This window comes from Myceligenerans cantabricum (genome assembly GCF_054777735.1).
This window is the reverse complement of sequence record NZ_BAAHAJ010000009.1, coordinates 706,035-729,582: the sequence shown is the minus strand read 5'-3', so window position 1 is coordinate 729,582 and position 23,548 is coordinate 706,035. Positions and strand designations below refer to the sequence as shown.

21 protein-coding genes are annotated in these 23,548 nt (G+C 73.6%); 20 read left to right on the top strand and 1 reads right to left on the bottom strand.

Annotated features, from left to right (window positions below; translation table 11 throughout):
* The first annotated feature begins 14 nt into the window (after window positions 1–14).
* The 20 genes from ACYU96_RS12425 to ACYU96_RS12330 all read left to right on the top strand — a co-directional run bounded on the left by ACYU96_RS12425 (window position 15) and on the right by ACYU96_RS12330 (window position 22,785).
* A complete protein-coding gene (locus ACYU96_RS12425; RefSeq protein ID WP_460753663.1) occupies window positions 15–536 on the top strand; it encodes a hypothetical protein in 522 nt (173 codons plus the stop codon).
* A gap of 126 nt (window positions 537–662) precedes the next feature.
* Window positions 663–1,211 carry an NUDIX hydrolase gene (locus ACYU96_RS12420; RefSeq protein ID WP_460753660.1) on the top strand — a complete coding sequence of 183 codons (549 nt, stop codon included), beginning with the start codon at window positions 663–665 and terminating at the stop codon, window positions 1,209–1,211.
* Window positions 1,212–1,401: 190 nt separating this feature from the next.
* Window positions 1,402–4,074 carry a tetratricopeptide repeat protein gene (locus ACYU96_RS12415; protein ID WP_460753658.1) on the top strand — a complete coding sequence of 891 codons (2,673 nt, stop codon included), beginning with the start codon at window positions 1,402–1,404 and terminating at the stop codon, window positions 4,072–4,074.
* 178 nt (window positions 4,075–4,252) lie between these two features.
* A complete protein-coding gene (locus ACYU96_RS12410; protein WP_460753655.1) occupies window positions 4,253–4,801 on the top strand; it encodes an alternate-type signal peptide domain-containing protein in 549 nt (182 codons plus the stop codon).
* A gap of 1 nt (window position 4,802) precedes the next feature.
* On the top strand, window positions 4,803–6,152 hold the full coding sequence (locus ACYU96_RS12405) for a signal peptidase I (protein WP_460753652.1): 1,350 nt from the start codon (window positions 4,803–4,805) through the stop codon (window positions 6,150–6,152).
* Window positions 6,145–6,747 carry a hypothetical protein gene (locus ACYU96_RS12400; protein ID WP_460753650.1) on the top strand — a complete coding sequence of 201 codons (603 nt, stop codon included), beginning with the start codon at window positions 6,145–6,147 and terminating at the stop codon, window positions 6,745–6,747. The genes ACYU96_RS12405 and ACYU96_RS12400 overlap by 8 nt, the downstream gene beginning before the upstream one ends.
* The gene (locus tag ACYU96_RS12395) at window positions 6,744–7,151 is read left to right on the top strand and encodes a hypothetical protein (RefSeq protein ID WP_460753647.1); all 408 of its coding nucleotides are present in this window, start codon (window positions 6,744–6,746) and stop codon (window positions 7,149–7,151) included. Before ACYU96_RS12400 ends, ACYU96_RS12395 begins: the two co-directional genes overlap by 4 nt.
* Window positions 7,152–7,295: 144 nt before the next feature.
* Window positions 7,296–9,743 (top strand): tetratricopeptide repeat protein, encoded by a 2,448-nt coding sequence (locus tag ACYU96_RS12390; RefSeq protein ID WP_460753645.1) that lies wholly within the window; start codon window positions 7,296–7,298, stop codon window positions 9,741–9,743.
* An 11-nt stretch (window positions 9,744–9,754) separates the two neighbouring features.
* The gene (gene pdxT, locus ACYU96_RS12385) at window positions 9,755–10,402 is read left to right on the top strand and encodes a pyridoxal 5'-phosphate synthase glutaminase subunit PdxT (RefSeq protein WP_460753643.1); all 648 of its coding nucleotides are present in this window, start codon (window positions 9,755–9,757) and stop codon (window positions 10,400–10,402) included.
* A gap of 7 nt (window positions 10,403–10,409) precedes the next feature.
* On the top strand, window positions 10,410–11,171 hold the full coding sequence (locus ACYU96_RS12380) for a YebC/PmpR family DNA-binding transcriptional regulator (protein ID WP_460753640.1): 762 nt from the start codon (window positions 10,410–10,412) through the stop codon (window positions 11,169–11,171).
* 127 nt (window positions 11,172–11,298) lie between these two features.
* Window positions 11,299–11,859, top strand: a complete 561-nt coding sequence (ruvC, locus tag ACYU96_RS12375) for a crossover junction endodeoxyribonuclease RuvC (RefSeq protein WP_460753638.1) — start codon at window positions 11,299–11,301, stop codon at window positions 11,857–11,859.
* Window positions 11,860–11,959: 100 nt separating this feature from the next.
* On the top strand, window positions 11,960–12,598 hold the full coding sequence (gene ruvA / locus ACYU96_RS12370; protein WP_460753635.1) for a Holliday junction branch migration protein RuvA: 639 nt from the start codon (window positions 11,960–11,962) through the stop codon (window positions 12,596–12,598).
* Window positions 12,599–12,644: 46 nt separating this feature from the next.
* Window positions 12,645–13,697, top strand: coding sequence for a Holliday junction branch migration DNA helicase RuvB (ruvB, locus tag ACYU96_RS12365; RefSeq protein WP_460754620.1), 1,053 nt, complete (start codon window positions 12,645–12,647; stop codon window positions 13,695–13,697).
* A 41-nt stretch (window positions 13,698–13,738) separates the two neighbouring features.
* Window positions 13,739–14,185 carry a preprotein translocase subunit YajC gene (gene yajC / locus ACYU96_RS12360; RefSeq protein WP_460753632.1) on the top strand — a complete coding sequence of 149 codons (447 nt, stop codon included), beginning with the start codon at window positions 13,739–13,741 and terminating at the stop codon, window positions 14,183–14,185.
* A 133-nt stretch (window positions 14,186–14,318) separates the two neighbouring features.
* Complete coding sequence (gene secD, locus ACYU96_RS12355; RefSeq protein ID WP_460753630.1) at window positions 14,319–16,217, top strand: protein translocase subunit SecD; 1,899 nt, start codon at window positions 14,319–14,321, stop codon at window positions 16,215–16,217.
* Window positions 16,217–17,311, top strand: a complete 1,095-nt coding sequence (gene secF / locus ACYU96_RS12350; RefSeq protein WP_460753627.1) for a protein translocase subunit SecF — start codon at window positions 16,217–16,219, stop codon at window positions 17,309–17,311. The genes secD and secF overlap by 1 nt, the downstream gene beginning before the upstream one ends.
* Before the next feature lie 50 nt (window positions 17,312–17,361).
* The gene (locus ACYU96_RS12345) at window positions 17,362–17,955 is read left to right on the top strand and encodes an adenine phosphoribosyltransferase (protein ID WP_460753624.1); all 594 of its coding nucleotides are present in this window, start codon (window positions 17,362–17,364) and stop codon (window positions 17,953–17,955) included.
* 64 nt (window positions 17,956–18,019) lie between these two features.
* Window positions 18,020–20,353 (top strand): RelA/SpoT family protein, encoded by a 2,334-nt coding sequence (locus tag ACYU96_RS12340; RefSeq protein WP_460753622.1) that lies wholly within the window; start codon window positions 18,020–18,022, stop codon window positions 20,351–20,353.
* A gap of 88 nt (window positions 20,354–20,441) precedes the next feature.
* Window positions 20,442–21,641 (top strand): ATP-dependent DNA ligase, encoded by a 1,200-nt coding sequence (locus ACYU96_RS12335; RefSeq protein WP_460754617.1) that lies wholly within the window; start codon window positions 20,442–20,444, stop codon window positions 21,639–21,641.
* A gap of 43 nt (window positions 21,642–21,684) precedes the next feature.
* Window positions 21,685–22,785 carry a DNA polymerase domain-containing protein gene (locus ACYU96_RS12330; RefSeq protein ID WP_460753619.1) on the top strand — a complete coding sequence of 367 codons (1,101 nt, stop codon included), beginning with the start codon at window positions 21,685–21,687 and terminating at the stop codon, window positions 22,783–22,785.
* A gap of 47 nt (window positions 22,786–22,832) precedes the next feature.
* On the opposite strand, the gene ACYU96_RS12325 is transcribed toward ACYU96_RS12330, so the two are convergent.
* Window positions 22,833–23,492, bottom strand: coding sequence for a hypothetical protein (locus ACYU96_RS12325; protein WP_460753616.1), 660 nt, complete (start codon window positions 23,490–23,492; stop codon window positions 22,833–22,835).
* Between the last annotated feature and the right edge of the window lie 56 nt (window positions 23,493–23,548).

Below are 23,548 nucleotides of genomic sequence, written 5' to 3'. Positions count from 1 at the left end.
CGACGCGCTGGGTCATGGACACGAGCACGTACACGCACCTTCACCGGGCAGGGCATGCCGACCTCATCCCGCGACTCGCGCCGGATGGGATCGTGCTCGTTCCAGGCGAGGTCGTATCGGAGATCGAGGCTGGGTGCCAGAACTACCCGGACATCGTACCGGTGGAGTCTGTGGCCTGGGCGACGACGGTCGTGCTGACCGAGGGTGAGGCATGGACCCAGCTCGAGATCAAGGCACAGCTCGGTGGCAGGCCGCTCCAACACCTCGGCGAGAGCGCGGTCGTTGCCTGTGCCCACCACCGAGGCCTGATCGCGGTACTCGACGACCGTGCGGGAGTCGCGCAGGCGGATCGTCTGGGGGTCCCCACGATCGACACGCTCTGGATCGTTGTCGAGGCGTACAAGGCTCTGCTGGATCGTGACCGCGCGGTTGCGGCTCAGATCGTCGACGACCTGCTTGCCACGGACATGTACCTTCCCGTGGATTCCGGGGAGAGCCTGTTCTCCTGGGCCTACGAGAAGGGGCTCCTTCCCTAGAACAGTGACTTGCCCGCCGTCGACACCGAGCCGACGGCTCATCTGGCGTGATGTCGCAATCAGTCGGTATCTGTCGCGGGGCCGGGCGCAGGTTCCGGCGCCCGCGCGCCTGGAAAGATGTGCCCCATGAGCTCTGACGGTCTGACCCGCTCTCTGGGCCCGGACTGGCGCACCGCGCCGGACGGCCTCCGCGAGCGCGATGCGGCGCGCGTGATCCTGCTGGACGAGGAGGGCCGCGCGCTTCTGGTGCGCGGCCACGACGTGGACCAGCCGGAACGTTCCTGGTGGTTCACGCTGGGCGGTGGCATCGACATGGGGGAGACGGCGGTCGAGGCAGCGGTGCGAGAGGTCCGGGAAGAGGCGGGCCTGACGCTGTCGGCCGGCGAACTGGTCGGTCCCGTGCTCACCCGCACCGGCATCTTCGACTTCTTCGCGGAGACCTGCCGGCAGCACGAGGTGTTCTTCCTCGCCCGCCTGACCGGTGGGCACACGCCGGACCGCGCGGGCTGGACGGACGTCGAGCGTGAGGTGCTGGACGACCTGGCGTGGCTGTCGGCCGCGGAGCTGCGCGGCCAGCCGCTGGAGGTGTTCCCGCCGGAGCTGCCGGAGGTGCTCGACGTCCTCGCCGCCGGCTGGGACGGCACGACTCGTGATCTGGGCCGGCAGGACGACTGACCCGGCCCGCGCCGGATTCCTCCGTGCCGTCCCCTTCCGCCCCCACGTCGCACGGTTGTTACCTGCATGTCCTGGTGCTGAGTGCACCGGTTGCGGTTGACTTGCCCCCGTGTTGCGCGTGCGCGGGCGAGATGGCTGGAACGGCCGCAGGTCGTCGGTGGTGAGATCCTCGCTGCCCGACGGAGGTCCCGTGCGCCTCCTCGATCCGGCGCTGCGGATCGTGCCGTTCGCCGGGCGTGACGCCGAGATGGCCGAGCTCGGCACCTGGGCGGGAGGTACCGACCCGGTGCGGGTCCGGCTCCTGACCGGTATGGGCGGCAGCGGCAAGTCCCGGCTCGGCGTGGAGCTGAGCTCCCGCCTGGCCCGGCGCCGCTGGCGCACGGTCCGGCTCGACCCCGCCGACGACCCCCGCGACCTGGCCGAGGCGTGCCGCGGCGCCCGGACGCTCGTCGTCGTCGACGACGCCGGGTCGTTCCCTCGGCTCCCCGACCAGCTCGGCGCGCTCCGCGGCGCGGACGTCAGCCGGCTGCGCGTGCTGCTGCTCGCGAGGACCGGCCGGCACTGGTGGACGAGACTGCGCTGGGCGAGCGCGCTGTGGGCGGAGGACCCGTCGTCGGCGCCGACGACGATCGCCCACGTCGGGCCGCCGGGCCAGGACCTGGACCGGACGGTCCACTCCGCCGCCTCGGCGTTCGCGGCCCGGCTCGGGAAGGAGACTCCCGACCTGATGATCGGCGACCTGCCCGGCGACGCGGAGCCGCCGCGCTTCGGCGACGTGCACGCCGCGGTCCTGGCGGTCCTGGCCCGAGAGGACACGGACGGTGCCGCGGCCGTGGTCGACGTCGTCCGGGGCCCCGGTGCGCTCCTGGACCACGAGCGGGACCGGTGGGAGGACACGGACGCGGTGGTCGCCCGGGCTCTGCTCTGCGGTGACCCGCGCGGGCTGCCCGACCGGCTCGCCGAGCTGCACGTGGCGCGGACGCTGACCGCCGCACCCGGGATGACCGAGGTCTGCACCGCGCAGCTCACGCCCGACGAGGCGGTCGCGGCCGCGCGCTTCGCGTTCCGCCTGGACATCGACACCCCGGCGGTGACCGGGGCGGGCCGGCTGACCGCTGCGATCCTGGAGCGGGTGATGCCCCAGCTGCCGGACGACCCGGAGTACCTGGAACGGGTCCTGCGGATGTTCGCCCGGCGCCCGGTCCCCGTGGCGCAGGCGGTGAACCTGGCGTCCCGGCTCGTGCGGGTGATCGCCGAGACGCAGGCCAGGGCTGAGAAGGGGGCTGCGGCGGTGCCGTCCGCAGCAGGAGCCGACGACGGGCCCGCCGCGGACGCCCGGCCCGTCGGCCACCGCGACACGACGAGCGAGGCCGAGGCGCTCGGCGCCTGGTCACGTGCGCTGGACGAGGCGGGCCGCTGGGACGAGGCCCGTGAGCCCGCCGCGCTGGCCGAGGCGATGTGGCGCCGGCTCGCGGACCGCGACCCGGTGCGCTGCCGGGTCGGGCTCTGGCGCGCGAAGCGCGACCTGGCCGTCACGTCGGCGAAGGTGGGCAGGTCCCGGGAGGTGGCCGCGCTCGTGGACGAGTGCGTGACCGCGTGGAGCGCCGTCCCGGAGGCCGAGGCCCTGTGGACGGAGCCGGACCTGGCGTGGGGCATGTACATGCTCGAGGTGACCACCGGCCGGCCGGGCCGGGTGGACGCGACCCGCTGGTACCACGACCGCGCGGTCGAGCTGCTCCGCGGCCTGGTCGGCCAGGATCCCGTGGCGTACGAGGAGACGCTCGCGCTCGTCCAGTCGAACCTCTTGATCCGGGTGAACCAGGGCAGGCCGGCCGAGGCGCTGGCGGGCCTGCGCGAGTCCGCTGCGATCAGGCGGCGGCTGGCCCGCAAGCGACCGGACGCCTTCGAGCGGCACCTGGCGTACAGCCTGTCGAACCTCAGCCACGCGCTCGCCGCGCTGGGCCAGGGCGCCGAGGCCCTGGCCGCCGGCCAGGAGGCGCTCGCGCTGCGCCGGCGCGCGGTGCGAGCGGCGTCCGCGGTGGGCAAGGGGGGTGCCCCGGGGCTGCGCTTCGAGCTCGCGTGGTCGCTGTCCGGCGTCGGCCTGCTGCTGTCCGAGCAGGGGCGCCCGCACGAGGCGCTGGCGCTCGAGGAGGAGGCGCTCTCGATCCGTCGCGAGCTCACCGAGGCGTCTCCCGACCGCTACAGCGAGCAGCTCGGGACGTCGTGCTCGAACCTCGGTGTCACGTACTCCCGGCTCGGGAGGTTCGGCGACGCCCTGCGGCTGGAGCAGGAGGCGGTGGAGATCCGCCGCGACCTGGCCGAGCAGTCCGCGGGACATCACCGGCAGTACCTCGCCCGGTCGTTGTCGAACCTGGGCGTGCGGTACTCCGACATGGGACGGACCGAGGACGCCGTCGGCCCCACGCAGGAGGCCGTGTCCCTCGTGCGTCGGCTGGCCCGGGACGACCGCACGCAGTACCTCCCCGACCTGGCGACCGCGCTGGCCAACCTCGGCGCGACGCTCACGGACCTCGGCCGGTCCCAGGAGGCTGTCGGACCCCTGCACGAGGCGGTCGGCGCGCTGCGCGAGCTCCGCAAGGAGTACCCGGAGAAGCACCTGCCAGGCCTTGCCTCGGCGCTGACCGCGCTCTCCGTGGCGCTCGCGGAGCAGCGGCGGCACGTCTCGGCCGCGGCGTCCGCGCGGGAGGCGGTGCGGATCCGGGACCGGCTCGCCGCCGTGGACCAGCGGCGGTTCGGGGACGACCTTGCGCGCTCGGTGCGCGTGCTTGCCGACATCGAGGGTCAGCTGCCCAAGGACGGAGCACGCAAGGACGCCGTCACCGTGCGATCCGGGCGCGAGTAAAGGACATTCTCTTCCGGGCTTGCGAACGGCGTCGGCGCTCCGGCGGGCGGACGGGACGGACATTACCGTCGCCGGTGTGGCGGTGCGGCGCCCGGGCGACGGCGTCGTCGTGCGGGAGGCGGTCATCCCGCCTACTGTGAAATCTGCAGGACAACGAGAAACAGGGGGCTCGGGGACCATGCAGAGACTCACGAAGGCAGCGATCGCCACGGGCGGGGCCGCCGTGCTCCTGCTCGGCGGGGCGGGCACGCTAGCGTTCTGGACCGCGGAGGGCACCGCCGAGGGACCGGACATCGTCGCCGGCAGCTTCTCGGTGACCAGCTCGGTGTGCGACGACGAGTGGACGCTCGACGACGGCACGCCGCTGACCGGGGGCAGTGCGATCGTGCCCGGCGACACCGTCACCCTCGAGTGCGTCTACACGATCGGCGGCGAGGGGCAGCACCTGGCCCTCGGCGCCGTGGAGGTGGGTGCGCCTGCCTGGGAGGCGGACAACGCCCTGACGGCCGAGCTCACGCTCGACGAACCGACCTTCACGGTGAACGACGCCGAGCCCACGCTCCCCGCGCCGATCGCGGCCGGCGACACCGTCGAGGTGAACCTGGGCGTCGCGTTCGACGGGCCGGGGGCGACGAACGCGTCCCAGTCGACGGTGGAGCAGCTCGTCGCCGCGCTCGCGTCCGTGACGGTCACCCTGACGCAGGCGCACTCGGAGCCCGAAGTCTGACATGCGCACCGTGCTCCGCTTCGTGGGGCGCGTCGTCGCGGTGATCGTGATCGTGGTCGGCGGAGCGGCTCTCGTCGCCGGGGTGCTTCTGCCCCGCCTGACGGGCGCCACCCCGTACGTGGTGCTGAGCGACTCGATGGCGCCGGCGCTGCCCGCCGGGACGCTCGTCGTCGTGCGCCCCGTGGCCCCGGCGAACATCCGGATCGGCGACGTCGTCACCTACCAGCTCCGCTCGGGCGAGCCGGCGGTGGCCACGCACCGCGTGGTCGGCGTGGGCTCGGCCACCTCCGGCGAGCCCACGTTCGTGACCCGGGGGGACGCCAACGACGCCGCCGACGTCCGCCCCGTCCGCGCGGTCCAGCTGCAGGGCAGTCTCTGGTACTCCGTGCCTTACCTGGGGCGCGCCGGCGCCGTGCTGACCGGTGGCCAGCGAGACCTCGTCGTCGGCGTGCTCGTCCTGCTGCTGCTCGCCTACGCGGCCCGGCAGGTCGTCCTGGTGGTCCGCGAGCGCCGGCAGCCCGGCGCGGAGCCGAAGGAGGCGGGCGGCGCGCCGGGCGGCGCCGAACCGGCGGGCGGCGCACCGGCGCCCGCCGCGGTGAAGCGTTCGGCGCCGGCTCCCGGGCCTGGCGCGGGACCGGGTCCGGCAGCGGTGGGCCTGGCGCTCGTGGTCGTGCTGGCCGGGGTGGTGACGGTGGCCGGGCTCCAGGCTCGGGCGGCGTCGGCAGCGGAGCGCGTGCCGGAGGCGGGTGCGACCGCGCCGGCGGTGGGGCTGAGCCTCGACGGCGAGACGTGGACCCGGGAGAGCGTCTCGCCACTGTTCGGCCAGGACCTGCGCTGGGTCCCGGGCGACGTGTCGGTGGCGACCTTCTACGTGCGCAACGAGTCGGGTTCCCGGGCGCGCGGGCAGGCGCACGTGCTGGTGGAGCCGGGGCCGCGTGCGGGGGCGGAGGAGCTGGCCGGAGAGCTGTCTTTCCGCACCCGGTTCGGGGACGCCCCCTGGGACCCGGGCGCCCGTCCGGCCCCGGTCGTCCTGGCGCCCGGCGAGGTGGTGCCGGTGAGCGTCGAGGTGGCGTTCGCGGCGGGGGCGACGAACGCGGTGCAGGGTGAGCGGGTGCCGCTGGACGTGCTGGTGACGCTGACCGAGCTGGCCGCGTTGGATCCGGGCCGGCCTCCGGGCACGGGCGGTACGGGCGCGGTGCCGGGCCCAGGAGGGTCCGGTGCGTGCGCGCCGCCGGAGGCGGCGGAGTGCGACGGGTCGCTGGCGCCGACCGGTCCGACCGTGCTCCCGCTGCTGCTCCTGGCCGCGGCCGCCGTGCTGGCGGGCGTGGCGATGCGGAGGCGTCGTGGTTGAGGCGCGGTACCGGGTCGGTCTCGTGGCGCTGCTCGTCCTCGCGTTCTGCGCGAGCGGGGGCGTGGCCTGGGCGTGGTGGACCGCGACGACGACGGCGCAGGCGCCCCCGATGGCATCGGGCAGCATGGACCTGACCGGCGGGGAGACGGAGTCGGAGCAGTTCTTGGTGGGGGCCGGCGGCACATGGACGCACTCGACGCTCACGCTGTCCGGGACCTTTCCGGGGGAGAGCGTGGCGCGGGCGGTGGTGCTGCGCGCCGCGGGCACGGCGGACCTGACGGTGAGCGGCACGGCCGTGGCGGCGTCGGCAGGACTGGGTCCCGACCTGCTGCTGTCCGTGACTCGTGACGGCCTGCCCACCAACACGACGGTGGACGGGCTGCGCAGGGGCACCTGTTCGGGGACGGCCGTGGTGACGAGGCAGCCGGTCACGGTCACGCCGGCACCGTTCCTCACGGACGTGACGATCCCGGCGGACGGCACGCTGAGCCTGTGCGTGGAGCTGGGCCTGGACGGTGACGCCCCGAGCAGCGTGCAGGGCCAGAGCACCAGCGTCGCGTTCGCGCTGACGGCGCGGCAGGCGGGCGCGCCGTGAGGGGCGCGCGGCTCCGGGCCGGGGCGGTGCTGCTGGCCGTGCTGCTGCTCGGCGCCGGCACCGTGCCCGCGTGGGCCTGGTGGACCGACCAGGGCACGGTCCGGTCCGGGACGCTCGGGACAGGGGCCGTCCCGGCGACGACCGCGACCTGCGGGGCCCTCGGGGTCCTCACGGTCACGTTCCAGTGGGCCGCTGTCGACGGTGCCACGAGCTATGTCGTGCACCACGGCCCGGGCGGGTCGAGCACCGAGGTGGTGACCGGCACGCAGTTCACCACGACCTCGCCGATCTCCGGCGGCACGTTCTGGGTCGTGGCGCAACGGGAGTTCCCGGGCACCACCTGGGCGTCGGCGGAGTCGAACCAGCTCACCTACACCGTGGCCGTGGTCGCCCTGTGCGTCTGAGGCAGGTCGTGGCGCGCAGCCGGCGTGCCGTTGCGTGCCCGTGCGCGTGCTTGCGGACATCGCCCTGGAGCTGCCGAGGCACGGATCACGCAGATGCCACACCACCACAGCGCGAACAGGACGTTCATGGGCTTCAATGTGACCATGTGGCGTCCTTCCCGTTCCGACAGCCGCCTGCGCGCACGCCGCGCGAAGCTCTCGGCGGCCGGGCTGCTCGACCCGGCGCTCCGCGTCGTGCCGCTGACGGGGCGCGACGCCGAGCTCGAGGAGCTCCACTCCTGGTGCCGGGAGCGGCCTCGGATCCAGGTGCGCTGCATCACCGGTGCGGGCGGGGCGGGCAAGTCCCGGCTCGCCGTCGAGCTCGCCGCCCGGATGCGCCGGCGCGGCTGGACGTGCGTGTGGCCCGAGCCGGACGACACTCCCGCCGAGGTCGCGGCCGCCTGCCACGGCCGCCGCGTGCTCGTGGTGGTCGACGACGCCGGGGCGCACCCGCACCTGTCCGAGCAGCTGGGAGTCCTCGCCGCCGGCGAGACGCGGCTGCGGGTGGTCCTGCTGTGCCGCACCGGACGGGAGTGGTGGACCAGGCTGCGCTGGGCCTGCGACCTGTGGGCCGGCCCGGAGCCGGTGCCGACGTCGCAGGTGCATCTCGCGCCGCCGCAGGTGCCCGCCGAGACGATGGTGTCGGTCGCGGTGCGCGCGTTCGCCCGGTACACGGGCAGGCGGCGCACCCTGGGCACCCCCCTGCCCGAGGTGCGTGAGGCGCCCGGGCCCGCTCCCGTGCTGGACGTCCACACCGCTGCCCTGGTGGCGCACCTGCGCGGCGGCGTCGCGGACGTGTCGCGGGGGGTCGGGGCGCTGCTCGCCCTGGAGCGCGAGTCGTGGACCGCGTCGGACGAGGCGGTCGCGGGTGCGATGCTGCGCGGGCAGGGGCCCGCCGGCCTGCCGCGGCGGCTCGGCGAGCTGCACGTCGCGCGGACGCTCGCCGCGGACCCCGCCCAGGTCCGGGCGTGCACCGCGGGCTTGGACGCCCGGCAGGCGTTCCGGGTCGCGCTCTTCGCGCTCCGGCTCGACGTCGACGACCCGGGAGTGCCCGAGGCCGGCCGCCTCGCGACGGTGCTGCTCGAACGCGTCGCCCACGCCCTGCCCGACGACGCGGCGGTGCTGGCCCAGGTCCTGCGCCTGTTCGGCCGCCGGCCGCTGCCGCGGGACGTGGCAGTGGGGCTCGCGGAGCGGCTGACCGCCCTCGTCGGCCCGTACGGGGCAGACGGGACGGCGACGCCGGAGCAGGCGGACGCGATCGCGACGCTGGCGCGGGCGCTGGGCGCGCCGGAACGGTACGACGACGTGCCCCCGTCGCCCGCGGTCGCCGTCGACGCGTGGAGCGAGCTGGCCCGGCGCGACCCGGACCGCTATCGTGCGCCGCTGCTCGGGGCCCGCACCGTCGTCGCGGCGGTGATGTTCGGCAAGGGGCGGTACACCGAGTCGCTCCAGATCTCCGAGCAGGTCGCAGCCGCGTGCCGGGCCGCGCCCGCCGAGGAGCGGGTGTGGACGGACCCTGTGCTCGCCGGCGCCCTGAACGGGATGGCGGTCGCGTACGACTTCCTGGGCCGCCCCGAGCAGGTGGAGGTGTGCCACACGGCGTCGGTGGCGACGCTGCGCCGGCTGGTGCTGCGGGACCCTGCCGCGCACGAGGCGATGCTCGCGCTCGTGCTGGCGAACACGGTGGGGCAGGTCGAGCTCGGACGGGCGACCGAGGTGATCGACGGGCTGCGCGAGTCGGTGGAGATCCGGCGGCGGCTCACGCTGCGGCGTCCTGGTGAGCACGAGCAGTACCTGGCGTTCGCGCTGTCCAACCTCAGCGACGCGGCCGCGCAGCTCGACCGCCCGGCCGAGGCCGTCGCCGCCGCGCGCGAGGCGCTAGCGATCCGTCGCCGGTTCGCCCGCCAGGACCCGGTCGGGATGCGGTGGCTGGTCGCGTGGTCGCTGGCGGGGCTCGGTTCCCTGCTGTCGGAGCAGGGCCGGGCCGCCGAGGCGGCCGGGCTCGAGGAGGAGTCCGTGCGGATCCGCCGCGAGTTGGCCGACGAGACCCCGCAGCGGTACCGCGACATGCTCGCGACCTCCTGCTCCAACCTGGCGGTCACGTACGCGCGGCTCGGCCGGTTCGCCGAGGCGCTGCCGCTGGAGGAGGAGGCGGTCGGCCTGCGGCGGGAGCTCGCGAGCCGTGTGCCCGGCCGCTACGAGGAGGACCTGGCCCGGTCGCTCTCCCGTCTGGGCGTGCGGCTGACGGAGGTGGGGATGCCGCTCGACGCCGTCGCCCCGGCCACCGAGGCGGTGAGCATGCTGCGGGACCTGGCGCGCTCGAAGCGGCCGCACCACCAGGACAGCCTCGCCGTCGCGCTGACGAACCTCGCGACCGTGCTGCGGCGCCTGGGCCGTGCCGAGGCGGCCACCGCGGCGGTGCGGGAGGCGTTCGCCCTGCGCGACGAGAGCGTCGAGATGGTCGCGCGGGAGCGCGGGCTGCGCGGCACGCTCGCCCGGACCCTGGACGTGCTGGTGGACATCGAGGAGGGCGGGGCGGCGGAGGCGTCATAGGATCGACTCCCGTGACACGCACCCTGACCGTCGGAGTCCTCGCCCTGCAGGGCGACGTCCGCGAGCACGCCGCGGCGCTCGAGACCGTGGGAGCCCGTGCCGTCCCCGTCCGTCGTACCACCGAGCTCGAGGCGGTGGACGGGCTGGTCGTCCCGGGCGGGGAGTCCACCACGATCGACAAGCTGCTGCACCTCTTCGGTCTCGCCGAGCCGCTGCGCGCCCTGATCAAGGAAGGGCTGCCCGTGTACGGGTCGTGCGCGGGCATGATCCTGCTCGCGGACCGCATCATCGGTGGGACTGCGGACCAGCAGACGCTCGGCGGCATGGACGTCGTCGTACGGCGCAACGCGTTCGGGCGGCAGGTCGACTCGTTCGAGACCGACCTGGAGCTGGCGGGGGTCTCGGACGGTGAGGGCGGTGGCCCCGTGCGGACCGCGTTCATCCGCGCGCCGTGGATCGAGGAGGCCGGTGCCGGCGTCGAGGTGCTCGCCCGGATCCCCGCCACCGACACGGCGGGCCGCGAGGTGGCGGCCGCCGGTAAGATCGTCGCAGCACGGCAGGGCCCGCTGCTCGCCACCGCCTTCCACCCGGAGATCACGGGGGACGCGCGCGTGCACGGCCTGTTCGCCCGCATCATCGAAGATTCGCGAAGGAGTTAACAGGTACATGTCAGGTCACTCCAAGTGGGCCACGACCAAGCACAAGAAGGCGGCGATCGACGCCAAGCGTGGCAAGCTCTTCGCGAAGCTCATCAAGAACATCGAGGTCGCGGCACGCACCGGCGGTGGTGACCCCGCCGGGAACCCGACGCTCTTCGACGCCATCCAGAAGGCGAAGAAGACCTCGGTCCCGAACGACAACATCGATCGCGCGGTCAAGCGCGGCTCCGGCGAGGGCGCCGACGCCGTCGACTACCAGACGATCCTGTACGAGGGGTACGGCAACGACGGGATCGCCGTCCTGGTCGAGTGCCTCACCGACAACAAGAACCGCGCCGCGGCCGAGGTCCGCACCGCCTTCAACCGCAACGGCGGCTCGCTCGCCGACCCGGGCTCGGTCTCCTACCTGTTCTCGCGCAAGGGGCTCATCGTCGTGCCCAAGTCCGACGGCGTGGGCGAGGACGAGGTCATGGAGGCCGCGCTGGAGGCGGGCGCCGAGGAGGTCACGGACCTGGGCGAGGTCATCGAGGTCATGTCCGAGGCGACGGACCTCGTGCCGGTGCGCTCGGCCATCCAGGAGGCCGGTATCGACTACGACTCCGCCGACGTGGTGTGGCACCCGTCGATGCAGGTCGAGGTCGAGGTGGAGGGTGCGCGGAAGATCACCCGGCTCATCGACGCCCTCGAGGACAGCGACGACGTGCAGAACGTCTACGCCAACTTCGACGCGAGCGACGACGTCATGGAGGCGCTCGACGCGCAGGAGTGACGGCCGCCCGAGCCCGCCGCACGGCCCCGCACCCGGGTGCCCCGCGGCGGGCCGCGGCACGTTGGTGCGGCACGTCCGTGCGGCGCGCGTGCCCGGCGCCCCGGGACGTTCGTGAGATCGTGAGGGAGTGCGCGTACTCGGAGTGGATCCCGGCCTGACCAGGTGCGGCATCGGTGTCGTCGACTCCCTCCCCGGGCGGCGCGCCGCGATGGCCGGCGTCGGCGTGATCCGGTCCGAACCCGGTCAGCCGGTCGACCTGCGGCTCCTGCGGATCGCCGAGGGGCTCGACGTGTGGCTCGAGGAGCACGTGCCCGACGTCGTCGCCGTCGAACGCGTCTTCGCCCAGCACAACGTGTCCTCCGTCATGGGCACGGCCCAGGTCGCCGGCCTGGCGATGCTCGCCGCCGCACGCCGCGGCGTGCCCGTCGCCCTGCACACGCCGAGCGAGGTCAAGGCCGCCGTGACCGGCTCCGGCCGCGCCGGCAAGGCGCAGGTCACGAAGATGGTCACCAGCATCCTGCGGCTCGACGAACCGCCGAGGCCCGCCGACGCCGCGGACGCGCTCGCGCTCGCCGTCTGTCACCTGTGGCGCCCCGCCGGTGCTCTGCAGGGCGGGGAGCGGCACGAGCTGACCCCGGCGCAGCGCGCCTGGGCGGCCGCGGAGAAGGCGGCACGCCGCAGCGGCTGATGCGAGGCTCGTGCCGGTACCTCGCGCTAAGATCGCACGGACGTTCGACGGGTCGTGCCCGGCCCGCTCGATCACCGAGCCACCGCGGAAGGAGCAGGGCGTGATCGCATCGCTGACGGGGGTCGTCCAGCACGTGACCCTGGACCGCGCCGTGCTCGACGTCGGCGGCGTCGGCTACCTGGTGCACGCCACGCCCGGCACGCTCGCCGGCCTGCGGGCGGGGGAGGAGACGCGGGTCGCCACCAGCATGGTGGTGCGCGAGGACTCCATGACCCTGTACGGCTTCGCCGACGCCGACGAGCGCGACGTGTTCGAGATCGTGCAGACCGTCAGCGGCGTCGGCCCGCGCCTGGCCCTCGCGATGCTCGCCGTGCACCCGCCCGAGGTGCTGCGCCGCGCCGTCGCCGCGGAGGACACCGCCGCGCTCACGAGAGTCCCCGGGATCGGCAGGAAGGGTGCCCAGCGCATCCTCCTGGAGCTGGGCGACCGGCTCGGCCCGCCGTCCGCGTCGATCGCGGGCGCACCGTCCGCCGCCGGCCCGGGGCCAGGGCCGGACGCTGCCGGGGCAGGGACCGGGCAGGTCGTGGAGGCGCTGACCGGGCTGGGCTGGCCCGCCAAGGCGGCGGAGGACGCCGTGGCGAAGGTGCTCGCGGAGGCGGGGGCCGACGTCGTCGACCCGGCGGACGTCGCCACCACGCTGCGCGCGGCGCTGCGCGTGCTCGGGGGCAGCCGTGGGTGAGGCGGTCCCGGACACCGCGGGAGACGGCGAGACGCGCCTCGTCGGCATGATGGCCGACGACGTCGAGCGGGCAGCCGAGGCGGCGCTGCGGCCCCGACGGCTCGAGGAGTTCGTGGGACAGCCCGTGGTGCGCGAACAGCTCTCGCTCATGCTGCGCGCCGCCGTGGCGCGGGGGAACGTGCCCGACCACGTGCTGCTGTCCGGGCCGCCCGGGCTGGGCAAGACCACCCTGGCCATGATCATCGCGGCCGAGATCGGTTCGAACCTGCGGATCACCTCCGGTCCGGCGATCCAGCACGCCGGGGACCTGGCGGCCGTGCTCTCCTCCCTGGAGGAGGGTGAGGTGCTGTTCATCGACGAGATCCACCGCCTCGCCCGGCCCGCCGAGGAGCTGCTGTACTCGGCGATGGAGGACTTCCGCGTGGACATCGTGGTGGGCAAGGGCCCGGGCGCCTCGGCCATCCCGCTCGCGCTGCCGCCGTTCACGGTCGTCGGCGCGACGACGCGGTCCGGGCTGCTGCCCGCGCCCCTGCGGGACCGGTTCGGGTTCACCGGCCACATGGACTTCTACTCCCCGGACGAGCTCGAGCAGGTGCTCCTGCGCTCCTCGGGCCTGCTCGGGGTCGGCGTCGCGTACGACGCCGCCGCCGAGATCGCCGGGCGCTCGCGCGGCACGCCCCGCGTCGCGAACCGCCTGCTGCGCCGCGTGCGGGACTGGGCGCAGGTGCGCGGCGACGGCACGCTCGACCTGCACGCCGCCCGGGCGGCCCTGCAGGTGTACCAGGTGGACGCCATCGGCCTGGACCGCCTGGACCGTTCGGTGCTCACGGCGCTGTGCACCCGGTTCGGCGGCGGCCCCGTCGGGCTCACCACGCTCGCGGCGACCGTGGGAGAGGAGTCCGACACCGTCGAGACGGTCGCGGAGCCCTACCTGGTGCGCGAGGGCCTCATCGCCCGCACGCCCCGCGGCCGGGTCGCCACCCCGTCGGCCTGGGAGCACCTCGGCCTCACCCCGCCGCAGCCCTCGGGAGCCCCGGCGCAGCCGGGCGGTGCGACGTCGTCCACAGGGACGACGACGGACACGCTCTTCGGCGCCTAGACTGTTGCGGTACACCGTGCCCCCGAACTGACTGGACCATCGTGGACCCCTTATTCCTGATCCTCATCGTCGCGCTCGGAGCGATGCTCTTCTTCACGACCAGCCGCAGCCGGAAGCAGCAGCGCGCCGCCGCCCAGTTCCGCGAGAGCCTGCAGCCCGGCGTCGAGGTCATGACCCAGTCCGGGATGATCGGGGTCGTCGTCGCCGTCGACAGCGACCGGCAGATCGTGCGCATCGAGTCGTCGGACGGCCACGTGACCGACTGGGTCATGCCGGCCGTCAAGGAGGTCCCGGCCCAGTTCGCGACGCCGGTCGCCGAGGATCCGGACGACACGGACGAGTCCGAGATCACCGAGCCCGAAGGTTCTGGCAGTACCATCGCCCCCGACGTGATCGACGTCCCGGACGACATCTCCGGTCTCGACTCCGCCCAGCGCGAGTACCGCGACCAGCAGGGCCGCAAGGACGACGACACCGACGGCAAGTGACGGCCGCGCCGCTGCGGGCGTGAGTCAGCAGCGGCGCCGAACCCGCGCCGCCTGAGCGGCGCGCAACCCGAGAAGAGACGACAAGTTGGCGACTGACAACCGGCGCTCGCGGCCGGTCCGGACGATCGTCCTGATGACGATCTTCACGTTGCTGCTGCCTTTCGCAGCGCTCGTGGCCGGATCACAGCTCGATGCGCGCTCCAGCGACAATCCCGGTGGGGCGAGCTTCGCCCCGGGCCTTGCCCTCGACCTGCAGGGTGGCACCCAGATCGTGCTCCAGGCCGTCACCAGCGACGGCTCGGACATCACGCCGGAAGCCATGGAAGAGGCCGTCGGCGTGATCCGCCAGCGCGTGGACGCGAACGGTGTCACCGAGGCGGACATCGCGGTCCAGGGCGACCGGCAGATCATCGTCGAGATCCCCGGCGAGGTGGACGACGAGACGATCGCGCTGATCTCCAAGGCCGCGCAGATGAAGTTCCGCCCGGTGCTGACCGTGGCGGACCCGCGTGCGACCCCCGATCCCAGCGCCGCCGCGGAGCAGGAGTCCGGCGACGATGCCGGCTCCGAGAACGCGGACGGCGAGAACAACGCGGACGGCGAGAACGCCGACGCGGACGCCGCGTCGGGTTCCGACGAGGCGCTGCAGAAGAAGATCGCGGCGGAGTACGCGGACATCGACCCGACCGACGCGAGCGACCTCGCCCAGATCACGCCGTCCGTGCAGGAGCTGGCCGATCAGCTCGACTGCACGGACCCGAAGAACCTCGAGGGCGGCAGCAGCGGCGACCCGGACCTGCCGCTGGTCACCTGCGACCAGACGGGTGTCGCCAAGTACATCCTCGGTCCGGTCGAGGTCGAAGGGACGGAGCTGAGCGGCGCCAGCTCGGGCCTGGGTGTCGGCCCGAACGGCACGCAGACGGGCGACTGGGTCGTGAACCTGACGTTCAACGACCAGGGCACCGCGGAGTTCCGCGAGACCACGGAGCGCCTGCAGGCCCTCCAGTCCCCGCAGAACCAGTTCGCGATCACGCTCGACGGACTGGTCGTCTCGGCTCCTTCGCTCAGCTCGGGCGTCATCATCTCGAACGGTCAGGCAGAGATCTCCGGCACGTTCACCCGAGACTCGGCCGCGACGCTGGCCAACCAGCTGAGCTTCGGTTCGCTGCCGCTCACCTTCGACGTGCAGTCGCAGAACCAGATCTCCGCGACGCTCGGTACCGAGCAGCTGCAGCGCGGGCTCTTCGCCGGCCTCATCGGCCTGATCCTCGTGGTCGTCTACTCGCTGTTCCAGTACCGCGCGCTCGGCCTGCTGACCATCGCCTCGCTCGTCGTCGCCGGTGGTATGACGTACGTGACGATCGCGCTCCTGTCGTGGGGCATGGACTACCGCCTGTCGCTGCCCGGCGTCGCGGGTCTGATCGTCGCCATCGGCTTCACGGCGGACTCGTTCATCGTGTACTTCGAACGTGTCAGGGACGAGCTGCGTGACGGGCGCTCCCTGCGCCTGGCCGTGCAGCGCGGGTGGATCCGTGCGCGTCGCACGATCTACGCCGCGAAGTCCGTCAACCTGCTCTCGGCGATCATCCTGTACTTCATGACCGTCGGCGGCGTGCGCGGCTTCGCGTTCACGCTGGGGCTGACCACCGTGATCGACGTCCTCGTCGTGATCTGGTTCACGCACCCCGTGATGGAGCTGCTCGAGCGGATCCCGTTCTTCCGCAACGGCCACAAGGCGTCGGGCCTGTCCGCGGACCGGCTCGACATCTCCTCCGGCCCGCGCTACAAGGGCGCCGGACGGGTCGAGTGGCAGCCAGGTGCGCGCAGCGCGCCGTCGGACGACGTCGAGGAGGCCCGCAAGGGTGCCGAGCGCACGCCTGCCTACGCGGGTGCGCAGCCGCAGAGCGCGCCGCCCGCCGCGAACTCGTCGGAAGCGTTCCGGACGGCTGACGGCCGCAGGATGACGATCGCGGAGCGGCGCGCCGCCGAGCGCAAGGCCTCGGAGGCCGCGAAGAACGAGGAGCAGCTCTGATGGCGTTCAACTTCGCCCAGTGGGGCAATGACCTGTACACGGGCCAGCGGTCCTACCCGATCATGCAGAAGCGCGGGATCTGGTTCTCGATCGTCGCCGTCTTCGCGGCGCTGTCGGTCGCGATCATCGCGCTGCTCGGGCTGCAGCTCGGCATCGACTTCCGCGGAGGCTCGGAGTTCGTCGTCTCCAACGCGGCGACCACCGACGAGGACACGGGCATCGACGCGGTGCACTCGGTCGCGCCCGACCAGGAGGTGTTCGTCACCCAGGTCGGTTCCGGCGCGATGCGCGTGCAAACCGCCGAGCTCACCGACGACGGCGAGCTGAACGGCGTGCGGGACGCGCTGGCCGACGCCTACGGCGTGCCCGCCAGCGAGGTGACGTCCGGCTTCATCGGCCCCACCTGGGGAGAGAGCGTCTCGATGAAGGCGCTGTACGGCACGCTCGTGTTCATCGCGGCGGCGGCGGCCTTCATGGCGCTGTACTTCCGGGCCTGGCGCATGGCGCTGGCCGGGATCGTCGCGGTCGTCCTCGACCTGCTGGTCTCCGCCGGCGTGTACGCGGTGATCGGCTGGGAGGTCACGCCGTCGACCATCATCGGGTTCCTCACGATCCTCGGCTTCTCGCTCTACGACAAGGTCGTGGTGTTCGACAAGGTGCGTGAGAACACGGCGTCGATCCTGGACCAGACGCGCAGCACGTACGCCGAGCGGGCCAACCTCGCGGTGAACCAGACGTTCGTCCGGTCCATCAACACCTCGGTGGTCGCCCTGCTGCCGGTGGCCGGCATCCTCTTCGTGGGCGCGTTCCTGCTCGGGGCGGGCACGTTGAAGGACCTGGCACTGTCCTTGTTCGTCGGCATCATCGTCGGCGCCGCGTCGTCGATCTTCCTGGCGCCTCCGCTGGACGTCACGTTCCGGCAGGGTGACCCGAAGATCAAGGCGCACACGGCCAAGGTGCTGGCCGCCCGCCAGAACCTCGTGGACGAGGGCACCTCGGAGGCCGCCATGGCCGCCGCGGCCGCCGGCACCGCTCAGCTGATCCCGGGAGGCCACCAGGGCCACTCGGCGCAGCCGCGGCGCAAGCGCCGCTGAGGTCCGGCACGCCGGGTCCCGCCGGGACCCGGCAGGTAGGCTCACCTCCCGTGACCGACGACATCGCACCCGCCGCCCTCCCCGGACTCGAACCGGGGAGGGCGGCGCGCGTGCGCTCCCTGATCCGCGACGTTCCCGACTACCCGGAGGAGGGCATCCTCTTCCGCGACATCACCCCGCTGCTGGCGGACGCGGCGGGCCTGGCCGACGTGGTGGACGGGTTCGTGGCCGCGGCGGGGTCGCTCGGCGAGATCGACCTGGTGGCCGGCATCGAGGCCCGCGGGTTCCTGTTCGGGGCACCGCTGGCCACGAAGCTCGGCGTCGGGTTCGTGCCGCTGCGCAAGGCGGGGAAGCTGCCGCCGCCGGTCGAGCGGGTCGACTACGACCTGGAGTACGGCTCGGCGGCGATCGAGCTGCGGTCGGGAACACTCGAGGCGGGTGCGCGTGTTCTTCTCGTAGACGATGTCCTGGCCACCGGCGGCACGGCCGCCGCCGCCGCGTCCTTGGTGCGGCTCAGCGGCGGCGTGGTCGCCGGCCTGGCCTTCCTGCTCGAGCTCGCCGCGCTTCACGGCCGCGAGAGGCTCGACGGCCACGAGGTGACTACTCTGCTGCGGGTCGGGTCCGTCGCGCAGCGAGAGGCGTAGGGCCGGGTCAGACCCCCACGGCCGTTAGACTGAGCCATTCCCGCCGGCGTTAGGAGGCACGCACATGGCCGAGAACGACGTCTCGCCGGCGCCCGCGTCAGCCTCGACGCCCACGCCGGTGCCCGGCCTGCGGAACCGGCTGGCCCGGTTCGGGGTCCGCGCCGGCTCGTCCACGCCTGCCGCGATCGAGCCGTTGCTGCAGGTCATCCGTAGCAACCACCCGCGCGCCGACCTGACGCTGGTCGAGCGCGCCTACGTCACCGCAGAGGGCGCGCACCGCGGGCAGATGCGCAAGAGCGGCGACCCGTACATCACGCACCCGGTGGCGGTCTCCACGATCCTGGCGGAGCTCGGCTTCGAGGGCACCACGATCGCCGCTGCCCTGCTGCACGACACCGTCGAGGACACGGACTACGCGCTGGAGGAGCTCCGCAAGGACTTCGGCGACGACGTCGCGCTGCTCGTGGACGGCGTGACCAAGCTCGACAAGGTGAAGTACGGCGACGCCGCGCAGGCAGAGACGGTCCGCAAGATGGTCGTGGCGATGGCCAAGGACATCCGCGTGCTGGTCATCAAACTGTCGGACCGCCTGCACAACGCGCGCACCTGGAAGTACGTGCCGCCGCACAAGGCGGAGAAGAAGGCGCGGGAGACCCTCGAGATCTACGCCCCGCTGGCGCACCGCCTCGGGATGAACACGATCAAGTGGGAGCTGGAGGACCTCTCCTTCCAGAACCTGTACCCCAAGGTGTACGACGAGATCGTGCACCTGGTCTCCGAGCGCGCACCGGCCCGCGAGGAGTACCTGGGCGTGGTCCGGGGGCAGATCGAGTCCGACCTGCGCTCGGCGAAGATCAAGGCGTCGGTGATGGGCCGGCCCAAGCACTACTACTCGATCTACCAGAAGATGATCGTGCGCGGCCACGACTTCGCGGAGATCTACGACCTGGTGGGCACGCGCATCCTGGTGGACACGGTGCGCGACTGCTACGCGGCGCTCGGCGCGATGCACGCGCGGTGGAACCCGGTCCCCGGCCGGTTCAAGGACTACATCGCGATGCCGAAGTTCAACATGTACCAGTCGCTGCACACCACGGTGATCGGCCCGGGCGGCAAGCCCGTGGAGATCCAGATCCGCACGCACGACATGCACCGCCGCGCCGAGTACGGCGTCGCGGCGCACTGGAAGTACAAGGACCGCAACGGCGGCGGCCAGGTCAAGGAAGACACCCACGCCCAGGACATGGCGTGGCTGCGCCAGCTCGTGGACTGGCAGAAGGAGACGGCGGACCCGTCGGAGTTCCTCGACTCGCTGCGCTTCGAGATCGGCGGCGACGAGGTCTACGTCTTCACGCCCAAGGGCGACGTCATGCCGCTCCCGGCGGGCGCGACGCCGGTCGACTTCGCGTATGCCGTGCACACCGAGGTGGGGCACCGCACCATGGGTGCCCGCGTGAACGGTCGCCTGGTGCCGCTGGACTCGACGCTGGAGAACGGCGACGTCGTCGCGGTCCTCACGTCCAAGTCGGAGACGGCCGGCCCGAGCCACGACTGGCTGGCGTTCGTGAAGTCGCCGCGCGCCCGCAACAAGATCCGCGCCTGGTTCACCAAGGAACGCCGCGAGGAGGCGATCGAGACCGGCAAGGAGTCGATCGCCAAGGCGATGCGCAAGCAGGGCCTGCCGATCCAGCGGCTCATGACGCACGAGACGCTCGTCGGGCTCGCGGACGAGATGCGCTACCCCGACGTGTCCGCGCTCTACGCGGCGGTGGGCGAGGGGCACGTCTCCGCGGCCCACGTGGTGTCCAAGCTCGTCAAGGCCCTGGGCGGGGACGAGGGCGCCACGGAGGACGTCGCCGAGGCCGCGCGCCCCGGCGGCGGGAATCGCACGCCCAAGCGGGTGCGTTCCGGCGATCCGGGCGTCGTGCTCAAGGGCTCGGACACGGCGGACGTGTGGATCAAGCTGGCGAAGTGCTGCACGCCGGTGCCGGGGGACGAGATCGTCGGTTTCGTGACCCGCGGCCAGGGCGTGAGCGTGCACCGCGCGGACTGCGTGAACCTGGACGGGCTGCGTAAGCAGCCCGAGCGGCTGGTCGAGGTGGAGTGGACCGCCGGTGCGAACACGATGTTCCTGGTCCAGATCCAGGTGGAGGCGCTGGACCGGTCGCGGCTGCTGTCGGACGTGACGCGCGTCCTGTCCGACTACCACGTGAACATCCTGTCCGCGTTCGTCTCCACGTCCAGCGACCGTCTGGCGGTGTCCCGCTTCATCTTCGAGATGGCGGAGCCGGGCCACCTCACCCAGGTCCTGGCGGCGGTCCGCAAGGTCGAGGGCGTCTTCGACGTGCACCGCATCACCGGCACGAAGCCGGTCGAACGCCCCCAGCTCCCGGTCTGACCCGCCGCCTCGCACCGGGGCCCCGGGCACGTCGTTCCCGGCGGAAGGCCGCGGCGTGCGGGATGCTGAGGGCATGTCCGCCGAGAAGCTGAACCTGCCGGTGTCGCCCCCGGTCCGGCCGATGCTCGCCAAGAGCGCGGCGAGGCTGCCCGCCCAGGCCGAGCCGCCCGCACCGCCGTCGTACGTCTACGAACCGAAGTGGGACGGGTTCCGCGCGATCGTGTACCGCGACGGTGACCAGGTGCACATCGGCTCCCGCACCGGCAAGCCGATGGAGCGCTACTTCCCGGACGTCGTCGACGCCGTCCGCGAGGCGCTCCCCGAGCGGTGCGTGGTCGACGGCGAGATCGTCATCGCGCAGGTGCCCGACGACGGCGGCGCCGCGGGGCGGTCCCACCTGAGCTTCGACCTGCTGTCCCAGCGCATCCACCCGGCCGCGTCGCGCGTGGCCGTGCTCGCCGGGACGACGCCCGCCGCGCTGGTCGTGTTCGACGTGCTCGCGCTCGGCGACGACGCCCTGCTGGACCGTCCGCTCGCGGACCGCCTGGAGGTCCTGGACGGCCTCGCCCTGAGCGGCCCGCTCGTCTTCGCCACGCCGCGCACCCTCGACGCCACGGTCGCGGCAGGCTGGTTCGACGTCTTCGAGGGCGCCGGGCTCGACGGCCTGGTGGCCAAGCCGCTGGACGGCACCTACCAGCCGAACAAGCGCGCCATGGCGAAGATCAAGCACTCCCGCACCGCCGACGTCGTCCTGGCCGGATACCGCCTGCACAAGACCTCGACGCCCGCGCGCCCGCTCCTGGGCTCCCTCCTCCTGGGCCTGTACGACGGCGTGGGGCCGTCCGCCGGCACCTCCGAGACGGGGCCGGGGGCCTTGCAGTTCGTGGGGGTGTCGGCGTCGTTCCCGGAGGCGCGACGGGCCGCGCTCGTCGAGGAGCTGGCGGACCTGGTGGTCGAGCCGGGCACGCCGGCTGCCGACGAGCACCCGTGGAGCGGCTGGGCGGACCCCGCGAAGGCGCAGCCCGCCGCCGAGGCGGCGGACCGGCTGCCGGGCGCGGTGTCGCGCTGGACCGGCGGGAAGGACCTGTCGTTCACGCCGCTGCGGCCCGAGCGGGTGCTGGAGGTCGGCTACGACCACATGGAGGGCACCCGGTTCCGGCACACCACCCAGTTCAAGCGCTGGCGGCCGGATCGTGAACCGTCGTCGTGCACCTACGAGCAGCTGGCCGAGCCCGTCGGCTTCGACCTGGGCGAGCTGCTGCCGGGTGCGCCGGGCACCACCGCCTGAGCTCCGCGTCGTCGATGTCGGCGTCCCGGCGTACCTTGGGCACATGCCTCCCGCCAAGAAGGCCGAGCCGGTCGAGATCGACGTCGCCGGGCGCTCCGTGCGCGTGTCGTCGCCGGACCGGGTCGTGTTCCCCGGGTCCGCCGCCGGGCCGGCGCTGACCAAGCTCGACGTCGTGCAGTACTTCGTGTCGGTCGCGGAAGGCATCACCGGCGCCCTCCTGCACCGGCCCACCACGCTGGAACGCTGGCCGAAGGGCTGGTCGGCGGACGCGGTGATGGCCACGCGCGCCGACAGCCACGGTGACGCCTTCTACCAGAAGCGCATCCCGAAGGGCGCCCCGGACTGGGTCGAGACCGCGCGGATCGCGTTCCCGTCGGGCCGCACCGCGGACGAGGTCTGTCCCACCGAACCCGCCGTGGCCGCGTGGGCGGCACAGATCGGCACCCTCACGTTCCACCCGTGGCCGGTCCGCCGCGGCCCGGACGACGACGCCACCGAGCGCGTCGACCAGCTTCGGATCGACCTCGACCCGCAGCCCGGCACCGACTACGACGACGCGGCAGCCGTCGCGCCGCACCTGCGGGACCTGCTCAGCGAGCTGGGCATGACCGGCTACCCGAAGACGTCGGGCGGCCGCGGGCTGCACGTCTTCGTGCCGCTCGCCCCCGAGTGGACGTTCACGCAGGCCCGCCGCGCCACGATCGCCGTCGGGCGCGAGCTGGAGCGGCGCCTGCCGGAGCAGGTCACCACCAGGTGGTGGAAGGAGGAGCGCGGCGAGAAGGTGTTCGTGGACTACAACCAGATGGCGCGAGACCGCACCATCGCGTCCGCCTGGTCCGTCCGCGCCAACGCCCGCGCCACCGTCTCCATGCCGCTCACCTGGGACGAGGTGGACCAGGTGCACCCGGACGACTTCGACGTGCGGACGGCGCCGGGCCGGCTCGCCGCGGTGGGGGACCTGTTCGCGCCGCTGCGGGCCGATCGCGACCCGGCCCTGGACTGCGACCTGCGCCCCGCGCTCGACCTCGCCGACCGCGACGAGGCCGAGGGCCTGGGCGACCTCCCGTACCCGCCCGAGTACCCGAAGCAGCCCGGCGAGCCGAAACGGGTCCAGCCGAGCCGCGACAGGGACCGCGCGCGCTGACCGGCCGGGTGCAGCCCGCGTGGTCCTGCCCGCGTCGCGGATCCCGCTCACCCCGCAAGACGGCGGCCCCGCGCCGCCGCCAGGGCCCGGCGGGCGGCCGGGCGCCCGACGACGCGCCGACGGACCTCCAGGGCCCGTGCCACACGGCCGAGGTCCACCGGACCGAGGTCACGGCTCCCCGCCGCCAGCGCCAGCAGCACCGGGACGGCGTGCTCGAACGGGAGCCGGCAGGCGACGTCGGCGGCGGTGCGCCCCGGCGTCGTGACCGGGACGCCACCGAGACGGACCGTGTCACGCGGCAGGCCGGGGGAGCAGCGCACCACCGCACCCACCGGGCCGGCGGGCCGGTGCACCCCGGCGTCGTGCGCGAGCTCGAGCGACCCGGCTCCGTCGTCCAGGCGCGGCGCGGCGACGCCCGCGCGCAGCCCCGTGTACACCCAGGCCGCCGAGGCGCCCGCGACGACGGCGCGTGCCGGCAGCGCACCGCCCGCGCGCGTGGCGACGGCGAGCGCGCGGTGCGTCGGCGTCACCCGCGTGCCGGCGGCGACGGCCGCCGTGTCGGTGGCGCCCAGCGGCGTCTCGCGCAAGGGGACGAGCGCGCCGCGCCGCAGCAGGTCCTGCCAGGCCGCGGGGCCGCCCACACCGGACGGCGTCACCACCAGCGGCACGGACGCGGGGCGGGGGTCGAGGAGCTGGGCGAGGCGCACCGCCTCAGCCTAGGCACGACGCGGCCCCGGCACCCGCTGTCCACAGGGGTGCCGGG

Bases quoted from the DNA above. Each gene is read 5' to 3' on its own strand.
- ACYU96_RS12405 (WP_460753652.1), top strand. From the start codon at position 4,803: ATGCGCACCGTGCTCCGCTTCGTGGGGCGCGTCGTCGCGGTGATCGTG.
- ACYU96_RS12410 (WP_460753655.1), top strand. From the start codon at position 4,253: ATGCAGAGACTCACGAAGGCAGCGATCGCCACGGGCGGGGCCGCCGTG.
- secF (WP_460753627.1), top strand. From the start codon at position 16,217: ATGGCGTTCAACTTCGCCCAGTGGGGCAATGACCTGTACACGGGCCAG.
- ACYU96_RS12330 (WP_460753619.1), top strand. From the start codon at position 21,685: ATGCCTCCCGCCAAGAAGGCCGAGCCGGTCGAGATCGACGTCGCCGGG.
- ACYU96_RS12390 (WP_460753645.1), top strand. From the start codon at position 7,296: ATGTGGCGTCCTTCCCGTTCCGACAGCCGCCTGCGCGCACGCCGCGCG.
- ruvB (WP_460754620.1), top strand. From the start codon at position 12,645: ATGATGGCCGACGACGTCGAGCGGGCAGCCGAGGCGGCGCTGCGGCCC.
- ACYU96_RS12420 (WP_460753660.1), top strand. From the start codon at position 663: ATGAGCTCTGACGGTCTGACCCGCTCTCTGGGCCCGGACTGGCGCACC.
- ACYU96_RS12340 (WP_460753622.1), top strand. From the start codon at position 18,020: ATGGCCGAGAACGACGTCTCGCCGGCGCCCGCGTCAGCCTCGACGCCC.
- ACYU96_RS12425 (WP_460753663.1), top strand. From the start codon at position 15: ATGGACACGAGCACGTACACGCACCTTCACCGGGCAGGGCATGCCGAC.
- secD (WP_460753630.1), top strand. From the start codon at position 14,319: ATGACGATCTTCACGTTGCTGCTGCCTTTCGCAGCGCTCGTGGCCGGA.
- ACYU96_RS12380 (WP_460753640.1), top strand. From the start codon at position 10,410: ATGTCAGGTCACTCCAAGTGGGCCACGACCAAGCACAAGAAGGCGGCG.